The 18,435-nt window shown below is 69.7% G+C and carries 19 protein-coding genes and 1 pseudogene; 5 read left to right on the forward strand and 15 right to left on the reverse strand.

Going from position 1 to position 18,435, the window contains the following annotated elements; genetic code table 11:
* The first annotated feature begins 403 nt into the window (after positions 1–403).
* Positions 404–1,246 (forward strand): MaoC family dehydratase, encoded by an 843-nt coding sequence (locus AC068B_RS36075; protein ID WP_478675725.1) that lies wholly within the window; start codon positions 404–406, stop codon positions 1,244–1,246.
* Here the strand turns inward: AC068B_RS36075 and AC068B_RS36080 are convergent.
* The 6 genes from AC068B_RS36080 to AC068B_RS36105 form a co-directional block, all read right to left on the reverse strand.
* Positions 1,206–1,841, reverse strand: coding sequence for a TetR/AcrR family transcriptional regulator (locus AC068B_RS36080; protein WP_478675776.1), 636 nt, complete (start codon positions 1,839–1,841; stop codon positions 1,206–1,208). The two genes, AC068B_RS36075 and AC068B_RS36080, sit on opposite strands and share 41 nt — an antisense overlap.
* A gap of 490 nt (positions 1,842–2,331) precedes the next feature.
* Complete coding sequence (locus tag AC068B_RS36085; protein ID WP_478675726.1) at positions 2,332–3,711, reverse strand: dicarboxylate/amino acid:cation symporter; 1,380 nt, start codon at positions 3,709–3,711, stop codon at positions 2,332–2,334.
* A gap of 372 nt (positions 3,712–4,083) precedes the next feature.
* Complete coding sequence (locus AC068B_RS36090; RefSeq protein ID WP_478675727.1) at positions 4,084–4,437, reverse strand: DUF4229 domain-containing protein; 354 nt, start codon at positions 4,435–4,437, stop codon at positions 4,084–4,086.
* 105 nt (positions 4,438–4,542) lie between these two features.
* Positions 4,543–5,067, reverse strand: a complete 525-nt coding sequence (locus AC068B_RS36095; protein ID WP_478675728.1) for an N-acetyltransferase family protein — start codon at positions 5,065–5,067, stop codon at positions 4,543–4,545.
* A 13-nt stretch (positions 5,068–5,080) separates the two neighbouring features.
* Positions 5,081–6,244 carry an aminofutalosine synthase MqnE gene (mqnE, locus tag AC068B_RS36100; RefSeq protein WP_478675729.1) on the reverse strand — a complete coding sequence of 388 codons (1,164 nt, stop codon included), beginning with the start codon at positions 6,242–6,244 and terminating at the stop codon, positions 5,081–5,083.
* A gap of 101 nt (positions 6,245–6,345) precedes the next feature.
* Entirely contained in the window at positions 6,346–6,801 is a 456-nt protein-coding gene (locus tag AC068B_RS36105) for an Lrp/AsnC family transcriptional regulator (protein ID WP_478675777.1), read from the reverse strand.
* Positions 6,802–6,934: 133 nt separating this feature from the next.
* Here AC068B_RS36105 and AC068B_RS36110 point away from each other — a divergent pair, with 133 nt between their 5' ends.
* A complete protein-coding gene (locus tag AC068B_RS36110) occupies positions 6,935–7,057 on the forward strand; it encodes a hypothetical protein (protein WP_356252105.1) in 123 nt (40 codons plus the stop codon).
* Here AC068B_RS36110 and AC068B_RS36115 read toward each other — a convergent pair.
* Genes AC068B_RS36115 through AC068B_RS36125 form a run of 3 tightly spaced genes read right to left on the reverse strand, consistent with a single transcriptional unit; the run spans position 7,054 to position 10,113 of the window.
* A complete protein-coding gene (locus tag AC068B_RS36115; RefSeq protein ID WP_478675730.1) occupies positions 7,054–7,728 on the reverse strand; it encodes a UbiX family flavin prenyltransferase in 675 nt (224 codons plus the stop codon). The two genes, AC068B_RS36110 and AC068B_RS36115, sit on opposite strands and share 4 nt — an antisense overlap.
* A gap of 25 nt (positions 7,729–7,753) precedes the next feature.
* Positions 7,754–8,656: a menaquinone biosynthesis prenyltransferase MqnP gene (mqnP, locus tag AC068B_RS36120; protein ID WP_478675731.1), complete on the reverse strand. Its 903-nt coding sequence runs from the start codon at positions 8,654–8,656 to the stop codon at positions 7,754–7,756.
* Positions 8,653–10,113: a menaquinone biosynthesis decarboxylase gene (locus tag AC068B_RS36125; RefSeq protein WP_478675732.1), complete on the reverse strand. Its 1,461-nt coding sequence runs from the start codon at positions 10,111–10,113 to the stop codon at positions 8,653–8,655. The genes mqnP and AC068B_RS36125 overlap by 4 nt, the downstream gene beginning before the upstream one ends.
* An 89-nt stretch (positions 10,114–10,202) precedes the next feature.
* On the opposite strand from AC068B_RS36125, the gene AC068B_RS36130 reads away from it, so the two are divergent.
* Both AC068B_RS36130 and AC068B_RS36135 read left to right on the forward strand, forming a co-directional pair.
* Complete coding sequence (locus tag AC068B_RS36130; RefSeq protein WP_356252118.1) at positions 10,203–10,520, forward strand: PLD nuclease N-terminal domain-containing protein; 318 nt, start codon at positions 10,203–10,205, stop codon at positions 10,518–10,520.
* A 6-nt stretch (positions 10,521–10,526) separates the two neighbouring features.
* Positions 10,527–11,417 (forward strand): annotated as a pseudogene (locus tag AC068B_RS36135) (LysR family transcriptional regulator); the annotation flags it as partial.
* Here the strand turns inward: AC068B_RS36135 and AC068B_RS36140 are convergent.
* Positions 11,320–12,285, reverse strand: a complete 966-nt coding sequence (locus AC068B_RS36140) for a DMT family transporter (RefSeq protein ID WP_478675733.1) — start codon at positions 12,283–12,285, stop codon at positions 11,320–11,322. The pseudogene AC068B_RS36135 and the gene AC068B_RS36140 overlap by 98 nt on opposite strands.
* A gap of 122 nt (positions 12,286–12,407) precedes the next feature.
* Between AC068B_RS36140 and AC068B_RS36145 the strand changes: the two genes are divergently transcribed.
* Positions 12,408–13,349, forward strand: coding sequence for an isopenicillin N synthase family dioxygenase (locus AC068B_RS36145; RefSeq protein WP_478675734.1), 942 nt, complete (start codon positions 12,408–12,410; stop codon positions 13,347–13,349).
* Here AC068B_RS36145 and AC068B_RS36150 read toward each other — a convergent pair.
* From AC068B_RS36150 to resB, 5 genes are all read right to left on the reverse strand, one after another.
* Entirely contained in the window at positions 13,327–13,851 is a 525-nt protein-coding gene (locus tag AC068B_RS36150) for an SRPBCC domain-containing protein (RefSeq protein WP_478675735.1), read from the reverse strand. The two genes, AC068B_RS36145 and AC068B_RS36150, sit on opposite strands and share 23 nt — an antisense overlap.
* 52 nt (positions 13,852–13,903) lie before the next feature.
* On the reverse strand, positions 13,904–14,827 hold the full coding sequence (locus AC068B_RS36155) for a CU044_5270 family protein (RefSeq protein WP_478675736.1): 924 nt from the start codon (positions 14,825–14,827) through the stop codon (positions 13,904–13,906).
* Positions 14,824–15,477: an RNA polymerase sigma factor gene (locus AC068B_RS36160; RefSeq protein ID WP_478675737.1), complete on the reverse strand. Its 654-nt coding sequence runs from the start codon at positions 15,475–15,477 to the stop codon at positions 14,824–14,826. The genes AC068B_RS36155 and AC068B_RS36160 overlap by 4 nt, the downstream gene beginning before the upstream one ends.
* Positions 15,478–15,565: 88 nt before the next feature.
* Positions 15,566–16,663, reverse strand: a complete 1,098-nt coding sequence (gene ccsB / locus AC068B_RS36165; RefSeq protein ID WP_478675738.1) for a c-type cytochrome biogenesis protein CcsB — start codon at positions 16,661–16,663, stop codon at positions 15,566–15,568.
* The gene (gene resB / locus AC068B_RS36170) at positions 16,660–18,435 is read right to left on the reverse strand and encodes a cytochrome c biogenesis protein ResB (protein ID WP_478675739.1); all 1,776 of its coding nucleotides are present in this window, start codon (positions 18,433–18,435) and stop codon (positions 16,660–16,662) included. Before resB ends, ccsB begins: the two co-directional genes overlap by 4 nt.

Raw genomic sequence — 18,435 nt, forward strand, 5'->3', positions numbered from 1 at the left:
CCCCACCGAGCCGCAGCCGCAAGCCCATCGGCCGGAGAATCGGCCAGCCCCGCCGGGCCGCAGCCGCGAACGAGACGGGAGGGGACGCGGGGGTATGTGCGCACGGAGCACCGAGCACACCCGTCACGCCCAGAGACATCCGACGCGGCGCAGGGATAGCGAGTACGTACATACCCCCGCGGCCCCGCACCCACAGACGAGCCCAGGCGCAAACGAGACGCGAGCGCACGGAGCACCAAGCACCAAGCACCAAGCACCAACCCAACCCTGTACGTACACGCCCCCGCGACCCCGCACCCACCCACGAGCCCAGGCACAAGCGAGACACGAGCACACCGAGCACCAAGCCAACCCTGTACGTACACGCCCCCCGCACCCCCGCACCCGCCCACGAGAGGACGCAATGCCCGCCCTAGCCCTCCTCCGAGCCGCCTTCAAGCGCCCCAGCCACCACCGGCCCGACGTCGCCCCAGCCACCCGCCTCTCCACCACCAGGACCCCGGACCCCGCCCACCTCGCCGCCTACAACCGCATCTGCGGCTTCGGCACGGACCCCGGCAACGCCCTCCCCCTCACGTACCCCCACGTCCTGGCCTTCCCGCTCGCCATGCGCCTCATGACCGCACGAGACTTCCCGCTCCCCCTGCTGGGCCTGGTGCACACCTCCATCGAGATCGCCCAGTACCAACCCCTGAGCCCCACCCAGGAGCTCCACCTCTCCGTTCGCACGACCCAACTCGCCCCCCACCGCCGCGGCACCGAAGCGACCCTCCTCACCGAGGCCACCACCCCCCACGGCGAACTCCTCTGGCAGTCCCACAGCACCTATCTGGCCCGCCACAAAACCCCGACAGCCACCAGCCCCGCCCCTGCCTCCGCCCCTGCCCCTGCCCCTGCCCCCGGCAAGACCTGGCAGCTGCCCGCCGACCTCGGCCGCCGCTACGCCGCCGTCAGCGGCGACCGCAACCCCATCCACCTGCACGCCCTCACCGCCCGCCCCTTCGGCTTCCCCCGAGCCATCGCCCACGGCATGTGGACCGCGGCCCGCTGCCTGGCGGAGCAAGGCACCCCCACCCACGCCCGCGTGGAGTTCAGGGCGCCCGTACCGCTCCCCTCCACGGTGACGTACTCCAGCTCCAGCGCACCTCGGAGCAGCAGTCAACCCACGACCTTCGAACTGCGCAGCGCACAAGGGAGACTGCACCTCACAGGGGCGACGACGGCACCCAGCGACGCCCTTCCATAAGCCCCCCGAGCCCCGCCCAAGCAAAGTTCATGAGCGTCGCCGCAGCCTCCTTCGCGGAGACGGTCCCCTCCACGTTGGCCCACCCGGCCAGCGACTCCGCCGCGCCCACCAGCGCCTGGGCGAGCCCCGCCACCTCCCGGTCGGGAAGGGACGGGTCACCGTGCGCGGACCGCGCCGCCTCCGCGATCAGCGACGTGACGAAGGAGACGATCTCCTCCCGCATCGCGGCGACCTCGGCCGCGAACGGTTCCCCCTGGGTCCGCGCCTGGCTGTGCAGCACGGCCCACCCGTCGGGCCGCTCAGCGGTGTGCGTGAAGAACGCCCGCAGCCCGTCCCACAGTTGACGGTCCGCGGTCGACACAGCAGGGTCCCCACCGCTGGCCCCGTCCCGCACCGCGGCAACCAGCGCCGCCGCCTCCCGCCGGATGCACGCGCTGAAGAGCTCTTCCTTGGAGTTCAGATACAGGTACACGAGCGGCTTGGAGACACCGGCGAGCTCCGCGATCTCGTCCATGGACGCGGCCCGATACCCCCGCTGCCCAAAAGTCCGCACCGCCGCGTCCAGCATCTGCCGCTCACGTACGGCCCGCGGCATCCTCGTCTGCTTCTGCCGCCGCTTCTCGCCCACGCCCACCCCGGCCCCCGCCTTCCCACGCTGTCCATTCACACGTCAGCGTACGGTCAACGGAGACCGGGTCACGATTACCGGAAGCGGACCGGCCACCACCCCACGGCCACCCTCACGGCACGCCGCTCACCCCGCCCACCGGGGCGATCAGCACCTCCACCCTGGCTCCGAGCTTCTCGGCGATCCCGTCCCGCAGCGGCCCGTACACGTCCTCGTTGAGGTGCAGCACCTGTGCGCCGCCGATGAACTCGTCCGCGGCGCGGAAATCCGTGTGGAACAGCCGCCTTCTGCTGTCCGTTCAGGCCGGTCATATTAAGGCTGCCCAGGAAACCGTCAAGGCCGTGCACAGAAACGACCGAGCCCCGTCCCGGAACAGTTCCGGAACGGGGCTCGGGAGGCCGCGGGTTACCGCGAGAGGCCAGAAGGAGAACCCGGACTCAAGCGGCCGCAGGCAACCTCAAGCGGCCGCAGGCACCCCACGCGACGAAGGCGCGTCCTCGACCGAGTCGAAGCCGAAGTCGTCGAGCGGAGACGCCGACGCACTCTCGTACGCCTCGCGGTCGAGGATCTTCTCGCGGGCCGCGACGATCACGGGGACCAGCGCCTGTCCGGCGACGTTCGTCGCGGTGCGCATCATGTCGAGGACCGGGTCGATGGCGAGGAGCAGGCCCACGCCCTCCATCGGGAGGCCGAGCGTCGACAGGGTCAGGGTCAGCATGACCGTGGCGCCGGTGAGACCCGCCGTCGCGGCCGAGCCGACGACCGACACGAACGCGATGAGCAGGTACTCCTTGATGCCCAGGTTCACGTCGAAGATCTGCGCGACGAAGATCGCGGCGATCGACGGGTAGATCGCGGCGCAGCCGTCCATCTTGGTCGTGGCGCCGAAGGGCACCGCGAAGGACGTGTACTCCTTCGGGACGCCGAGGCGCTCGGTGACCTTCTGGGTGATCGGCATGGTGCCGACCGAGGAGCGGGAGACGAAGGCCAGCTGGATCGCGGGCCAGGCGCCCTTGAAGAACTGGAGCGGGTTGACCTTGGCGACGAACGCGAGCAGCAGCGGGTAGACGCCGAACATCACCAGGGCGCAGCCGATGTAGATGTCCGCGGTGAACGTCGCGTACTTGCTGATGAGGTTCCAGCCGTAGTCCGCGATGGCGAAGCCGATGAGGCCGACGGTGCCGATCGGGGAGAGCTTGATGACCCACCACAGGGCCTTCTGGAGGAGGGCGAGGACGGACTCGCTCAGCTCCAGGATCGGCTGGGCCTTGTCGCCGATCTTCAGCACGGCGATACCGGCGACGGCGGCCATGAAGACGATCTGCAGGACGTTGAGCTGGGTGAAGGGCGTGATGACGTCCGTCGGGATGATCCCGGTCAGGAAGTCGATCCAGGAGCCCGCGTGGTCGGGGGCCTTGCCGTCCTTCGGGGTCAGGCCGGTGCCGGAGCCCGGGTTGGTGATCAGGCCGATGGTGAGGCCGATGGCGACCGCGATCAGCGACGTGATCATGAACCACAGCAGCGTGCGGGTGGCCAGCCGGGCGGCGTTGTTGACCTTCCGCAGGTTGGTGATGGACACCAGGATCGCGAAGAAGACGAGCGGGGCGACCGCGAGCTTCAGGAGTCCGATGAAGGTGTCGCCGACCTTGGAGAGGGTGGTGACGAGCCAGGAGATGTCCTGGCTGCGGGCGAGCCAGCCGAGCAGGACGCCCAGCACCAGGCCGCCGAGTATCTGCGCCCAGAAGGGGATCTGGAGGAACTTGGGTATCCGGAAGCCGGACTGGGGCTTCTCGGGCTGGTCGGCCTTGTCGGCGGACGTCGCGGAATTCGCGGACACGGACACACTCCGGTGAGGAAAGTCAGGGGGAGGGGGACGTACGGGAGCGGCGACCGCGAAGGGTCAGCAGGGCCGCTGCGGCGGGGGTCACGTTCAGATGTGACAGGCCGCGGACATGCAGCGGCAGAGGTCGACATGCAGGCGCGCCACGAGCGGGACGCTCATGGCGTGGCGGTGCGCTGCTGCTGTCTTCATGTCGAACACGTTAACACTCATGCTTTGAGAACATCAAAGGTCTTGTTTGAGGTAAACGGAAGGGTTACCCCCGCATAGGGCATGCCCCGCCCACCCCAACTCCCCCACAACGCACGGAACCCCGGCCCCGGAGCGATGCGCTCCGGAACCGGGGTCCCCAGAAGTGTGTGACGAAGCTTACGAGCCCTGCGCCTGAGCGCCACCGCTCGCCCGCGTACCGCCGCTCGCGCGCACGCCGTCCGTCGACTGCGCGCGTGCCGCGTCGTCCGCCTCGTCCTCCTGCGTGCGGTTCGCCTCCAGGTTGGCCTTGGCGCGGTCCACGCGCGCCACGACCTCGACCGAGGCGCGGTCCCGCTCCTTGCGGAGGACCACGAAGCTGATCGGCGCGGAGATGACCAGCGCGAGCAGCAGCACCCAGAGCAGGTTCGATTCGCCGAGGCCGCGCGGCAGGATCTCGGAGTAGACCAGGCCCCAGACGACCAAGAAGCAACCCACGAAGATCCCGAGGCGCATCAGCGTGTAGCGGAGCATGTCAATCCACTCTTCCGTTCCGAAATGGGCCCGAGTAGGACGAGCCTCTCCAGTGAAGCACGGAGAACTCCGCCCCCGGCAAGGGGGGCAGGGCAAAGGCAGGCCCTATCGAAGCTGCAGCAGGAGCACGATGTCGTCGCGGTCGTCGCCCGGCGCGACACGTATGGCGCCGGGCACCCGCCCGACCTCCTTGTATCCGCAGGACGTGTAGAAGTGTTCGAGGCCGGTGCCGCCGCGGCAGGTGAGCCGGACGGCGTCCGTGCCCTCCAGCGAGCGGGCCGCGTCCTCGACGGCCTTCATCAGATCGCGGCCGTAGCCCTTGCCCTGGTGCCGGGGGTGGACCATGACCGTGTAGAGCCACACCCAGTGCTTCATGAGGCGGTGGGTGTTGTGGGTGAGGAACGCCGTCGCGGCGACGGCGCCCTCCTCGTCGTACCCCACGAGGAGCCGTGTGCGGCCCTCGGCCATCGCGGCGAGGTGCCGGACGAACTCGGGGCGTATCTCCTCGGCCGTCGTGGGCGGCACGAAGCCGACGGCCCCGCCCGCGTTGGTGACGTCGGCCCACAGGGCGAGGACGCCGTCGCGCAGCGCGGGGTCGACCGGCGGGTCGAGGCGGAACGTGAGCGACATGGGCAGCGCGCCCTCAGACCCGCATCGCCTGGGGCGTCTCCCGCAGCAGCGGGTCGGCCCCCTCGTACTCCCGGATCGCCTCGTAGCGCGTGTTCCGCTCGACCGGGCGGAAGCCCGCCTCGCGGATCAGGTCGAGGAGGTCCTCGCGGGTCAGCTTGTTCGGCGTACCGAAGTTGTCCGCGTCGTGCGTGATCTTGTACTCGACGACCGAGCCGTCCATGTCGTCCGCGCCGTGCTGCAGGGCGAGCTGCGTGGTCTGCAGGCCGTGCATGACCCAGAAGACCTTGACGTGCGGCACGTTGTCGAAGAGGAGCCGCGAGACCGCGAAGGTCTTCAGGGCCTCCGCGCCGGACGCCATGGTCGTGCGCGCCTGGAGCTTGTTGCGGACCTTGCCGTCCTTCATGTCCACGAAGTCGTGCTGGTAGCGCAGCGGGATGAAGACCTGGAAGCCGCCGGTCTCGTCCTGCAGCTCACGCAGGCGAAGGACGTGGTCGACGCGGTGGCGCCGCTCCTCGATGTGGCCGTACAGCATCGTGCTCGGGGTCTTCAAACCCTTCTCGTGCGCGAGGCGGTGGATGCGCGACCAGTCCTCCCAGTGGGTGCGGTGGTCGACGATGTGCTGGCGGACCTCCCAGTCGAAGATCTCCGCGCCGCCGCCGGTCAGCGACTCCAGGCCCGCCTCGATGAGCTCGTCCAGGATGTCGGAGGCCGACATGCCGGAGATCGTCTCGAAGTGGTGGATCTCCGTGGCGGTGAAGGCCTTCAGGGAGACGTTCGGGAGCGCCTTCTTGAGCTCGCTCAGCGAACGCGGGTAGTAGCGCCACGGCAGGTTCGGGTGCAGGCCGTTGACGATGTGCAGCTCGGTGAGGTTCTCGCCCTCCATCGCCTTGGCGAGGCGGACGGCCTCCTCGATGCGCATCGTGTACGCGTCCTTCTCGCCCGGCTTGCGCTGGAACGAGCAGTACGCGCAGGACGCGGTGCACACGTTCGTCATGTTGAGGTGGCGGTTGACGTTGAAGTGCACGACGTCGCCGTTCTTGCGGGTGCGCACCTCGTGGGCGAGCCCGCCGAGCCAGGCCAGGTCGTCCGACTCGTAGAGCGCGATGCCGTCCTCGCGGGACAACCGCTCCCCGGCCCGGACCTTGTCCTCTAGATCGCGCTTGAGTCCTGCGTCCATGCCTCGCCCTTACCTCTCCCTGCGACCCGCCATCGCCGACGGCGACCTGCGACAAACTCCCGGCAACGGTACTCCCCCACCCTCCTGGCGGGAGGTGCCCCCTACGGCTCTTCCGGAAGCTCTCCGACCCGGTTCTCCCACTTGGTGGAGAGCACGATGGTCGTCCGCGTCCGGGACACGCCCCGCGTGCCGCTGAGCCTGCGGATCGTCTTCTCCAGGCCGTCCACGTCGCTGGCCCTGACCTTGAGCATGTACGAGTCGTCGCCCGCGATGAACCAGCAGTCCTCGATCTCGTGCAGGTCCTTCAGCCGCCGCGCCACGTCCTCGTGGTCGGCCGCGTCGGAGAGCGAGATGCCGATGAGGGCGATGACGCCGAGACCGAGTGAGGCGGAGTCGACGGTGGCGCGGTAGCCCGTGATGACACCGGCCGCCTCGAGGCGGTTGATCCGGTCCGTGACGCTGGGCCCGGAGAGGCCGACGAGCCGCCCGAGTTCGGCGTACGAAGCACGGCCGTTCTCGCGCAAAGCCTGGATGAGCTGCCTGTCCACGGCGTCCATAGGTCCGATGCCTTTCATTATTCAGCGATACGGCGAGTCTATGTGTAGAATCTAAGGCGTAACAGGGTCTAGCCCCTGTGAATCTTTCTCAATCTCAGCCGATCAACGACGATCCTTCAGGAGTGAGTCACCCGTGTACTCGATCGAGATGGCCTACGCCCGCATGCGCGAGCTCCAGGACATGGCCAACCGCTCGCGTGCCCACCAGACCGCCGCGCCCAAGGCCCGCGCGAAGCGCGCCGCCAAGAAGCGCTAACCCCCCTGGGAGCCGGAGCCCAGCTCTCCCTCCCACCGGCGGTACAAGCTGTGCGGCACCCGTGCCGCGTCCAGCACCCGCCCGGCGACGAAGTCCACCAGATCCTGGATGTGCGTCGCCCCCGCGTAGAACGCCGGAGAGGCGGGCAGCACGATCGCGCCCGCCTCGTCCAGGCTCACCAGGTGCTTCAACGTCTGTCCGTTCAGCGGCGTCTCGCGCACACAGACCACGAGCCGTCGGCCTTCCTTGAGCGTCACGCTCGCCGACCGCTGCAGCAGGTCCTTCGAGAGCCCGAGCGACACCCCGGCCACGCACGCCGTGGACGCCGGGACGATCAGCATCCCCTTCGTCGCGTACGAACCCGAGGACGGCCCCGCCGCCAGGTCACCTGCGGCCCAGTACCGCACGTCGGACACATCGGGGTCGAACACCGCCGGCTTGCCGTCCGCGCCGCGCCCCAGCCAGTGCCACAGGTCGTCGCGCCAGTGCGCGTCCCGGAAGGCGATGCCCGTCTCGTCGAGCAGCGTCAGCCGCGAGGCCCGCGACACGACGAGGTCGACGCTCTCCCCCGCCGCGAGCAGCGCACGCAGCACAGCGGCGGCGTACGGCGTACCCGAGGCACCCGACACCCCCACGATCCAAGGCCTACGCTGCGTATCTCCTGGGTTCACGCTGTGAAGCCTATCCCCGGGCTGTTCAGACGGTGAGCCCGCGTACGAGCAGATCGAGCAGCGCGCACGCGAACAGGGCGATTCCGATGAACCCGTTCACCTGGAAGAAGGCACGGTTCAGCCGGGACAGGTCGTGCGGCTTCACGATCGAGTGCTCGTAGACGAAGGCACCGGCCACGACCGCGAGGCCGAGCCAGAAGAACGCGCCCGCGTCGGTGGACGCCGCGTACCAGACGAAGAGTGCCGTGGTCACCAGGTGACAGGCGCGGGCGCCCCGGATCGCGGCCGGAATGCCGAACCTCGCGGGCACCGACTTCACGCCGACCTCGCGGTCCGTCTCCACGTCCTGACAGGCGTAGATCAGGTCGAAGCCGCCGATCCAGATGCCGACCGCGAGCCCGAGGATCACCGCCTGGCCCGACCACTCACCGGTGATCGCGATCCAGGCGCCGACCGGGCCCATCGCCTGGGCCAGGCCGAGGATCGCCTGCGGGAAGTTCGTGAACCGCTTCCCGTACGGATAGACGACCATCGGGATCACCGCGACGGGCGCGAGCGCCAGGCACAGCGGGTTGAGCAGCGCGGCCGACGCAAGGAACACGACGAGCGCGATCAGTGCGCCCGTCCACGCCGACTTCACCGACACCGCGCCCGTGACGAGCTCGCGGTGGGCGGTGCGCGGGTTCCTGGCGTCGATCTCGCGGTCGATGATCCGGTTCGCCGCCATGGCGAACGTCCGCAGCCCCACCATGCACACGGTCACCAGGAGCAGCCGCCCCCAGTGGATGTTCTCGTCCAGCTGGAACATCGCGGTCAGCGCCGCGATGTAGGCGAACGGCAGCGCGAACACCGAGTGCTCAATCATCACGAGCCGAAGAAATGCCTTGGTGCGCCCCGGCTGCGGGATCGCGGCTGATGCTGAACTCACGAGAGTCCGTACTCCTTCCAGCGGCGGTCGACCTTCGCCGCGATGGACGGGTCGGACTCGACCATGTTCGGCCAGCCCCCGTCCCGTACGTAGCCCTCTTCGGGCAGCTTCTTCGTCGCGTCGATGCCCGCCTTGCCGCCCCAGAACTGCTGGTAGGAGGCGTGGTCGAGGTGGTCGACGGGACCCTCGACGACCGTGAGGTCACGGGCGTAGTCCGTGTTGCCGAGCGCGCGCCAGGACACCTCGTGCAGGTTGTGCACGTCGCAGTCCTTGTCCACCACGATGATCAGCTTCGTAAGGGACATCATGTGCGCGCCCCAGATGGCGTGCATCACCTTCTGCGCGTGCTTCGGGTACTTCTTGTCGATCGAGACGATCGCGCAGTTGTGGAAGCCGCCCGACTCCGGCAGGTGGTAGTCCACGATGTCCGGGACGATCACCTTGAGGAGAGGGAGGAAGAACCTCTCCGTCGCGCGGCCGAGCGGGCCGTCCTCCGTCGGCGGGCGGCCGACCACGATCGACTGGAGCAGCGGACGCTTCCGCATCGTCACACAGTCGATCTTCAGCGCGGGGAACGGTTCCTGCGGCGTGTAGAAGCCCGTGTGGTCGCCGAAGGGACCCTCCGGCAGCATCTCGCCCGGCTCCAGCCAGCCCTCGATGACGACCTCGGCGTGCGCGGGGACCTGGAGCGGGACCGTCTTGCAGTCGACCATCTCGACGCGCTTGCCCTGGATGAACCCGGCCAGCATGTACTCGTCCATGTCGCCGGGCAGCGGCGCGGTAGAGGCGTACGTCACGGCGGGCGGGCAGCCGAAGGCGATGGCGACGGGCAGCTTCTCGCCGCGCCGCGCGGCCACCTGGTAGTGGTTGCGGCTGTCCTTGTGGATCTGCCAGTGCATGCCGATGGTGCGCTTGTCGTGGCGCTGCAGGCGGTACAGACCGAGGTTGCGCACCCCGGTGTCCGGGTCCTTGGTGTGGGTCAGGCCGAGGTTGAAGAAGGAGCCGCCGTCCTCGGGCCAGGTGAAGAGCGCGGGCAGCTGCTCAAGGTCCACGTCGTCGCCCGTGAGGACGGTCTCCTGGACGGGCGCGCTGTCCGCCTTCACCTTCTTCGGAGGTACGTGCGCCATCGCGCCGAGCTTCCCGAAGGCCTCGCGCACACCGACGAAGCCGTGCGGCAGCTCCGGCTTGAGCAGTCCGCCGATCTTCTCGCTGATCTTGTCGTACGACTTCAGGCCGAGCGCCTTCAGGAGGCGGCGGTCCGTCCCGTACACGTTCATCGCCAGGGGCATCGCGGAGCCCTTGACGTTCTCGAAGAGGAGCGCGGGGCCACCGGCCTTCTGGACGCGGTCGGTGATCTCGCCGACCTCCAGGTACGGGTCGACCTCGGCCTTGATGCGCTTGAGATCGCCCTCGCGGTCCAGTGCCCGGAGCAGGGAGCGAAGATCGTCGTAAGCCATGCGTTCCAGTATCCGGCACCGGTTACCCTGGCCCCGTCACCGGGGGCTCGCACGCCGCCCGCCGCAACCGCTTGGGGGATCGCGCCACCATGCTCAGGTATCTGCCGTTCCTGCTGGTCCTGGCGGTGTGGATCTATGCCTTCATCGATGTCCTGAACACTCCGGAGAAGGAGGTCAGGCATCTGCCCAAGGTGGTGTGGGTCATCATCGTGCTGCTCTTCGGAGAGGTCCTCCTCGGCCCCATCGCCTGGTTCGTCACCGGCAAGAAGCGCCACTCCCCCGGCAGCGGCGGGCGCGGCCGCGGCGGCTGGGTGGCCCCCGACGACAACCCGGAGTTCCTGAAGTCCCTGAAGGAAAAGGAAGAGGACCCGGACGAGAACCGGCGCGACAAGGGCAACGAGGGCTGACGGACCGTGGAACTGCGGCTGCTCGTGACCTTCGAGAAGGTCGCCACCGTCCTCAGCTTCACCCGCGCCGCCACCGAGCTGAAGTACGCGCAGTCCAGCGTCACCAGCCAGATCCGCGCCCTGGAGACCTCCCTCGGCACGGAGCTCTTCGACCGGCTCGGCAGCCGCATCCGGCTCACCGAGGCGGGCGAGCGGCTGCTGCCCTACGCCCGGCAGCTCATCGAGCTCTCCGACGAGGCGCGGGCCGCCGTCGTCGGCGCCGAGGAGCCCTCCGGCGCGATCGCGGTGGGCACGATGGAGTCACTGACGTCCTACCGGCTGCCGCCGCTCCTTGAGCTCTTCCACCACCGCTACCCGAAGGTGCGGCTCTCGCTGCGCCCCACGCTGGGCGACGAGACCCGGCAGGCGCTGCGGCAGGGGACGTACGACGTGGGCTTCCTGATGGAGCCGGAGACCGAGCACCAGGGCCTGGAGACCGAGGTCCTCGCGCGGGAGCCGCTGGTCCTGGTCTGCGCCCCCGGCCATCCGCTGGCGGCGCGCGGCGCGGATCCGCTCACCACGGGCGACCTGGCCTCGGCGCAGCTGGTGGGCACCGAGCCCGGCTGCCCGTACCGGGACCTCTTCGAGGACGAGCTGCGCGAACGGACCGGCGCGCCACCCCCCTTCATGGAGTTCGGCACCATCGAGGCGACGAAGCAGGGGGTGGCGGGCGGTCTGGGGGTCGCGCTGCTGCCTGCCGTGGCGGTGGCCCGGGAGCTTGCGGAGGGCACGCTGGTCCGGCTGGACTGGGAGCCGCCGTTCACACTGTGGACGCAGCTCGCGTGGCGGTCGGGGAAGCGTCTCGCTCCGCAGGTGCGGCTGTTCGTGGAGCAGGCCGTGCGGCTCGTGCGGGAGCAGAGTTCGTCGCCCGGGCCAGCGTCACCTTGAGGCTGGCAAGGACGATCAGCGGGACGCCGAGCGCCTGGACGAGCCCGATGTGGTGGCCGTAGACCGCCCAGTCGGCGACCATCGCGACCGCCGGGTAGGTGAAGGCGAGCACGGCGATCTTGGCGGTGGGCAGCTTGGCGTACGCCGCGTACATCAGGACGTACATCAGGCCTGTGTGGATCACGCCGAGTCCGGCGAGCCAGGCCCAGCCCGCGCCGGTGCCGCTCATCGCGCCGAAGTCGGTGAAGGGCAGCAGCAGCGGGATGCCGACGACGACCTGGATCAGGGCGATCAGGTGCGGCCGGACGCCGGTGACGCGCTTGGTGACGAGCGTGGACAGGGCGTAGAGGACGGCCGCGAGGAGCGCGAGGCCGATTCCGGCGAGTGAGCCCGCGTCGCCAGGACGCACCCCGGAGACCAGCACGAGTCCCGCGAACGCGGCCGTCAGCCAGCCCAGTTGGGAGCGGGTCAGACGCTCGCGCAGGACGAGGGCGCTGAGCAGCACGAGGAAGAACGGCTGTGTGTGGTAGACGACGGTGGCCAGTGAGATCGAGGTGGCCTCGTACGCCTTGAAGAGGAACACCCAGTTGAAGACGATGAACACCCCGCCGAGCGCGGCGAGTCCGAACTTCTTGAGGGTGAGGCCGTGGTTGCGGAAGTAGCCGCGGGCGAAGGCGTACGTGCCGAGGGCGAGGGCGCCGAACAGGACGCGGAAGAAGACGACGTTGAAGGCGGAAGCGCCGGACTCGACGACGAAGATCCCGAGGGTGCCCGACAGCATCATGGCGGCGGTGAGCTGGGCTGTGCCCGTGCGCTCCGAAGGCTTGGCGGTTGTCATGCCGATGAAGCTACGAGCGGGCGTATGTGCTGGTCCACGCGCCAGTGGGGCGTCCTCCCGATGGGTCCATCGGCGCTGTCGATGAGGCCTGACCGGGGGCCCGGGTGGGCACGATGGGAGGCATGAGCAACGCATCGCGCATCCCGACGGTCGATCTGCGGCCGTGGCTCTCCAGCGACCCCGAGGCCCGTGCGCGGACGGCCCGGACCGTCGACGAGGCCCTGCGGACGGCCGGGTTCCTCCTGGTGACCGGGCACGGCGTCGACCCGGCCCTGCGCACGGCGATCCGGTCCTCGGCGCGCGGCTTCTTCCGGCTCCCGGAGCAGGCGAAGCGGCCGTACGCGGTGAAGGTCGGCGACCGCGGCTGGCTGGGGCCCGGCGCCGAGGCCAACAGCTACGCGGAGGGCACGGCCGCTCCCCCCGACCTCAAGGAGTCGCTGTCCTTCGCGGCGGACGAGCCGACCGGGGACGCGGCGGTGGACGCGGAGTGGTTCGCGGCGAACACCTGGCCGGAGGAGGCGCCGGAGCTGCGGGCCCTCGTGCAGACGTATCTGCGGGAGATGCGGTCGCTCTCGGACCGCCTCCTCGAACTCCTCGCCGTGGCGCTCGGCGAGGACGAGGACTTCTTCACCCGCCACACGGCGCACCCCACCTGGGGCTTCAACATCAACTGGTATCCGGGGCGGGAGACCGTGGGCGAGCCGGAGCCGGGCCAGTTCCGCATCGGCCCGCACACCGACTTCGGCACGGTCACGGTCCTCGACCGGCAGGCGGGCCGGGGCGGGCTGCAGGTGTTCACGGAGGAGGGCGGCTGGCAGGACGCGCCGTTCGACCCGGCGGCGTTCACGGTCAACATCGGTGACCTGATGGCGCGTTGGACCGGCGGCCGCTGGCAGTCGGGCCGCCATCGCGTGCTGCCGCCGCCCGCGGAGCTGCCCGCGGAGGAGCTGATGTCGCTGGTGTACTTCTACGAGTGCGACCCGGGCACGGACGTCCAGGGCGTCGACTCGCACGTGTATCTGCGGGGGCAGTTGGACGCGATCACCGTGGAGCGGCCGGAGTAGCCGTCTCGTACGCGGCGCGGAGCTCCTGCCAGCGGTCCGGGCGCCACGTCGACCAGTCCTCGGGACGGCCCTCCAGCGCCGCCACGAGGAGCTCGAAGTGGTCGTGCCAGCCGGCGAGGCAGTCGAGGCGCAGCGCGTCGTCGCCGTCGAACTCGTTGGTGAAGCGCAGCGTGGTGCCGGACTCCCCCGCGGGTTCGAGGTGGAACCGGCACCGGCCGTGCAGGTCGATCGTGTACTCGGCGACGACGTCCGGGTCCCAGGCGGTGACGTGCCCGGAGTGGGTGGCGTCCGCCTCCCCGTTGAGCCAGCGCAGCGTGACCGCGCCGCCGAGCCGGGGCTCGAACACGTCGGCGGCGGCGAGCCAGCCCGGCAGTCCGCCGGGGGTGGCCACCGCCGCCCAGACCTTGTCCACAGGGTGGGGAAGGCGCAGCTCGAAGTGCAGGTGCTGGGCGGTACCCCCGGCCCCGGTCCGGCTCGTGCCCTGTCCGATCGTCGCGGTCATGGCACAAGCCTGGCCCGGAGGGGGCGGTTCCGCACGCGCGACACGGGCGCGTTCAGGGGCGTCGGCCCGCCTTGTCGACGACGACGCGCTCCAGGACGGCGCTGTGACCGATGACCGTGCCCTCCTTGAAGCCCATCGGCAGGTCCTCGGCCGCCACCTGCCGCTCACCCAGGAACTGCTTGGTCTCCTTGTCGAAGATCAGCTCCTGCCGCTCGCCGTCGTTCTCCCTGGTGATGGCCACACCATGCCTGCCCGCCGCGTCCACCGCGTCCTGGCGCACCTCAACGCCGGGGATCTTCGACGCGGCGAGGTAGAGCGCCGCGGCCTGCTTCGGGGGCATCAGACCGCCGACGAGGTCGCCGACGAGCACGAACGCGTTCTGGTCCTTGCTCTCGCCGCCCGAGGCCACCCGATACAGCCAGTCCCGCATGTTGACCGGGTCGGACGGCAGCTTCTGCAGGCTGCGGTAGTGCGAGTCGCCCTCCCCCAGGGGCAGGTCCGGCGGCATGCGCTCGTGGTCGAAGCCGTCGACGCGGTCGTCCACCACCTCCGTGTGCCTGCCGTCCACGGACTCCCAGAACTCCCGTACGTGCAGGGGCTGGATGCGGGCCGTCTCGTCGCTGCCCGTCTCCATGTACCGCTCTTTGGTCCTGATGTAGACGAACTGGTCGTCGCGCAGTCCCTTGGGGGTGGGCTGCTTCTCCGCCGCCGCCGCGATCTGTTCCAGCATCCGCACGGTCTCCTTGGACGGCGGCCCCGCCTGCGCCGCCTGGTCGCCGAACGGCGAGGCGACCAGCAGGCCCGCCGCGACGGTCGCGGCGACCGCGCCCGCGAGGAGCGCGGGCCGGAACCAGATCTTGGCGTTCTTCTTCGGCACGGCCGCAGGGGCCGCGTTCTGCCGGATCTCGGTCAACAGGTGCTCCTTGAGCAGGTGATGACGGCCCGGCGGAAGGTCGCGCTCGGGAAATTCGGTCATCGGTTTCCCTCCTCGATGGGCCTGACCGCGGTGGTGCGGTCACCTCTTACCTGTCCGCGCCTCTTGGGTGGTTCCAAGGCTTTTGCGAGTTTCGCCCGGGCCCGGGAGAGCCGGGAGCGCACCGTGCCGACCGGGATGCCGAGCGCGGCCGCCGCGGAGACGTAGTCGAGCCCCGACCAGACGCACAGCGCGAGCACCTCGCGCTCGGCGCGGCGCAGTTCGGCCAGTGCCGTGCGGACGAGGGCGAGCTGCTCCTCGTCGTCGATGCGCCCCGCGAGCTCGTCCGCGAAGTCGGCGACCACCTCGTCCCGCGGCAGCCGCGCGACGGCGGCGGCGTGCCTGCGTGCGGCCCTGCGCGTGTTGCGGGTGACGTTGGTGGCGACGCCGAGCAGCCAGGGCCGCAGCGAGCCGCCGTCCGCGTCGATCCTGCCGCGCAGCCGCCAGGCGTCGAGGAAGGTCAGGGACACGATGTCCTCGGCCTGCGCCCAGTCCCCGGTGAGGCGGTAGGCGTGGTTGTAGACGGAGCGGGCGCAGGCGTCGAAGAGCTCGCCGAAGGCGTCCGCGTCACCGTCCCTGATCCGCGTGCGCAGCACCTGCTGCCGTTCCCGCCGTTCCCGCTGCTCTTGAAGTTCCCCCTGATTCGTCTCCACGCCCCCTACCTGTCCGTACGCAAGAAGCCGGTTCCCGTGACCTGGGTCACGGGAACCGGCTTCGAACGGCAACGGCGCTACGGGAGGGTCAGACCCCCGCGTACGAGTGCTTGCCGGTGACGAAGATGTTCACGCCGTAGTAGTTGAACAGCCAGCAGCCGAAGGCGATCAGGGCCAGGTAGGCGGCCTTGCGGCCCTTCCAGCCCGCGGTGGCGCGGGCGTGCAGGTAACCGGCGTACGCGACCCACGTGATGAAGGACCAGACCTCCTTGGGGTCCCAGCCCCAGTAGCGGCCCCACGCGTCGCCCGCCCAGATCGCGCCCGCGATGATCGTGAACGTCCAGAGCGGGAAGATCGCGGCGTTCAGGCGGTACGAGAACTTGTCGAGCGAGGCCGCCGAGGGGAGCCGCTCCAGGACGGAGGTGGCGAACTTGCCGGGCTGTCCGCCGCTCGACAGCTTCGACTCGTAGCTGTCCCGGAAGAGGTAGAGCATCGTCGAGACGAACCCGACGTAGAAGACCGCACCGCAGAAGATCGCGGTGGAGACGTGGATCCACAGCCAGTACGAGTGGAGGGCGGGCACCAGCTGGTCGCTGTCGGTGTACAGGACGGTGACGGCGAGACCGAGGTCCAGGAGGACCGAGGTGACCAGGGGGAGGCCGAGCCAGGCGATCGGCTTCTTCAGCGTCAGCAGCACCAGGTACACACCGACGGCGACGGTGGAGAAGGTGATGTTGAATTCGTACATGTTGCCCCACGGCGCGCGCTGCACCGACAGGGCGCGGGTGAGCACGCCGCCGAACTCGAGCAGGAAGGCGAGGACGGTGAGGGACACGGCGATGCGGCCGTAGAGGTCCCCCTTCTCGTCGCCCGCAGAGGCGCCGGGCCCGTCCGGCACGTCGCGCGTACCGGCCACGGACCGGGTGACGACCTTGGGCCGCTCAAGCGTCGCCGTGCCGCCCTTGGCCTGGGCGGTGACGGCGGGCGCGGCCGCGGCCGCGGCGGTCTTGCTCTGCGTGAGCGCCGCCGCCGTGCGGGCGACCTTGCTGCGGCTGCCGAAGAGCCACTCCGCCATGTGCGCGAAGAACGCCAGGAGGTAGACGGCCATCGCGGAGTAGATCAGCACATTGCTGATGTGCGCGAGGTTCTCATTGGGCTCGGCGGCCAGGGTGGTGGCGAGATTCACTTCTCAGCCCCTTCGGCAGGAACAACGTCGGAGTCGTGGTCGGCATCGGATGCGGCTGCCGCGTCCGGGTCGGGCTCGGATGCGGTCGGCGCCGTGTCGTGCAGCTGGGCGGCGAGCTGGGAGAGCTCCTCGGGAACCTTCGCGGACTCGCTGCGGCCGAGGCCCGCCATCTCGACGACGGTGACGCCGTCGGCGCCCCTGACCGCCCGCACCCACACGCGGCGGCGCGAGATGAACAGGGATCCCGCGAGACCCAGGACGGCGCCGATCGCGCCGCCCAGCGCCCACTTGGTGCCGGGCTGCTGGGAGATCTGGAAGGTCGCCCACTCCTTGAGGTCCTTCTCGAAGGTGATCGAGCCGGCCCCGTCGGGGAGCTTCATGGTCTCGCCGGGGCGCAGCCGCTGCTTGAGCAGCTCGCCCTTGGCGTCCTTGAACTTCGTCATCTTGCGGGTGTCGAGCTGGTACACGTTCTGCGGGACACCGGAGTTGACGCCCAGGCTGCCGTGGTACGCGGACAGGGCGAGGACCGGGTAGTTCGCGGCGGGGAACTGCGAGAACATCTGGCCCTTGCCGACGCCCGCGAAGGTCGGCACGAAGAAGGCGTTGAAGCCGAGCTGGTCGGACTTGCCGTTCTTGTCGCGGTAGCCGTCCATGACCTTGATGGCGCCGGTCGCGGTGCCGTTCTGGTCGATGGGCAGCACCGGCACGGACGCCCGGTAGACGACCTTGCCCTTGCCGTCGCGGACGGTGACGGCGGGCGCGAAGCCGTGGCCGATCAGGTAGACCTTCGAGCCGTCGACGTCCAGCGGCTCGTTGACCTCGATGGACTTCTTCTTCTCGGCGCCGTCGGGGCCCTCGCTGTAGGTGACGTCCGCGCGGTAGGTGCGGGCCGTGCCGCGGTTGGGGCCCTTCTCCTGGTACGTACCGACGAAATTGTCGAGCTTGAAGCTGAAGGGCGCCAGGTCGTCGGTGTCGTAGAGGCTGCCGGACTTGAAGTCGTCGTACTGGCTGAGGGTGTTGGCGAAGCCGTCGCCCTCCATCACCAGCTTGCCGCCCTCGGACTTGAAGAGCTGTCCGGCGGCGAACGCGATCAGCATCACGATCAGCGCGATGTGGAAGAGCAGGTTGCCCGCCTCGCGCAGGTAGCCCTTCTCCGCGGCGACGGAGCTGCCCGCGCCGGAGCCCGCGGTGTGGGCGCGGAAGCGGCGCTGCTTGAGCATCGCGAGCGCGGCCTCGTGCACCTGCTCGGGCTCGGCGTCGGTGCGCCACGTCGTGTACGCGGGCAGCCGGGTCAGCTTCTTGGGGGCGCCCGGCGGGCGGCCGCGGAGCTGGCCGACGAACTGCCAGGTGCGGGGCACGATGCAGCCGATGAGGGAGATGAACAGCAGGATGTAGATCGCGGAGAACCACACCGAGCTGTAGACGTCGAAGAGCTGCAGCTTGTCGTAGAGCGGAGCGAGCGTGGTGTGCCGGTCCATGAAGTCCTGGACCTTGAGCTCGTCGACGTTGTTCTGCGGGATCAGCGAGCCCGGGATGGCGCCGAGGGAGAGCATCAGGAGCAGGATCAGCGCGACCCGCATCGAGGTGAGCTGCCGCCAGAACCAGCGCACCCAGCCGATGGGGCCGAGGCGTGGCATGTTGGGCGGCTCGTCGCGCTCCCGTGGGGCGGTCGACAGCTTGGCGCCCGCGGCACCGAGGTCGCTGTCCTCACGGGTCTCGGTCGTGCCCTCGGGAGCTTCGGGCGTTCCCTCGGGAGCTTCGGTCTTGCTCAT

Source organism: Streptomyces sp. NPDC042371, from assembly GCF_056437465.1.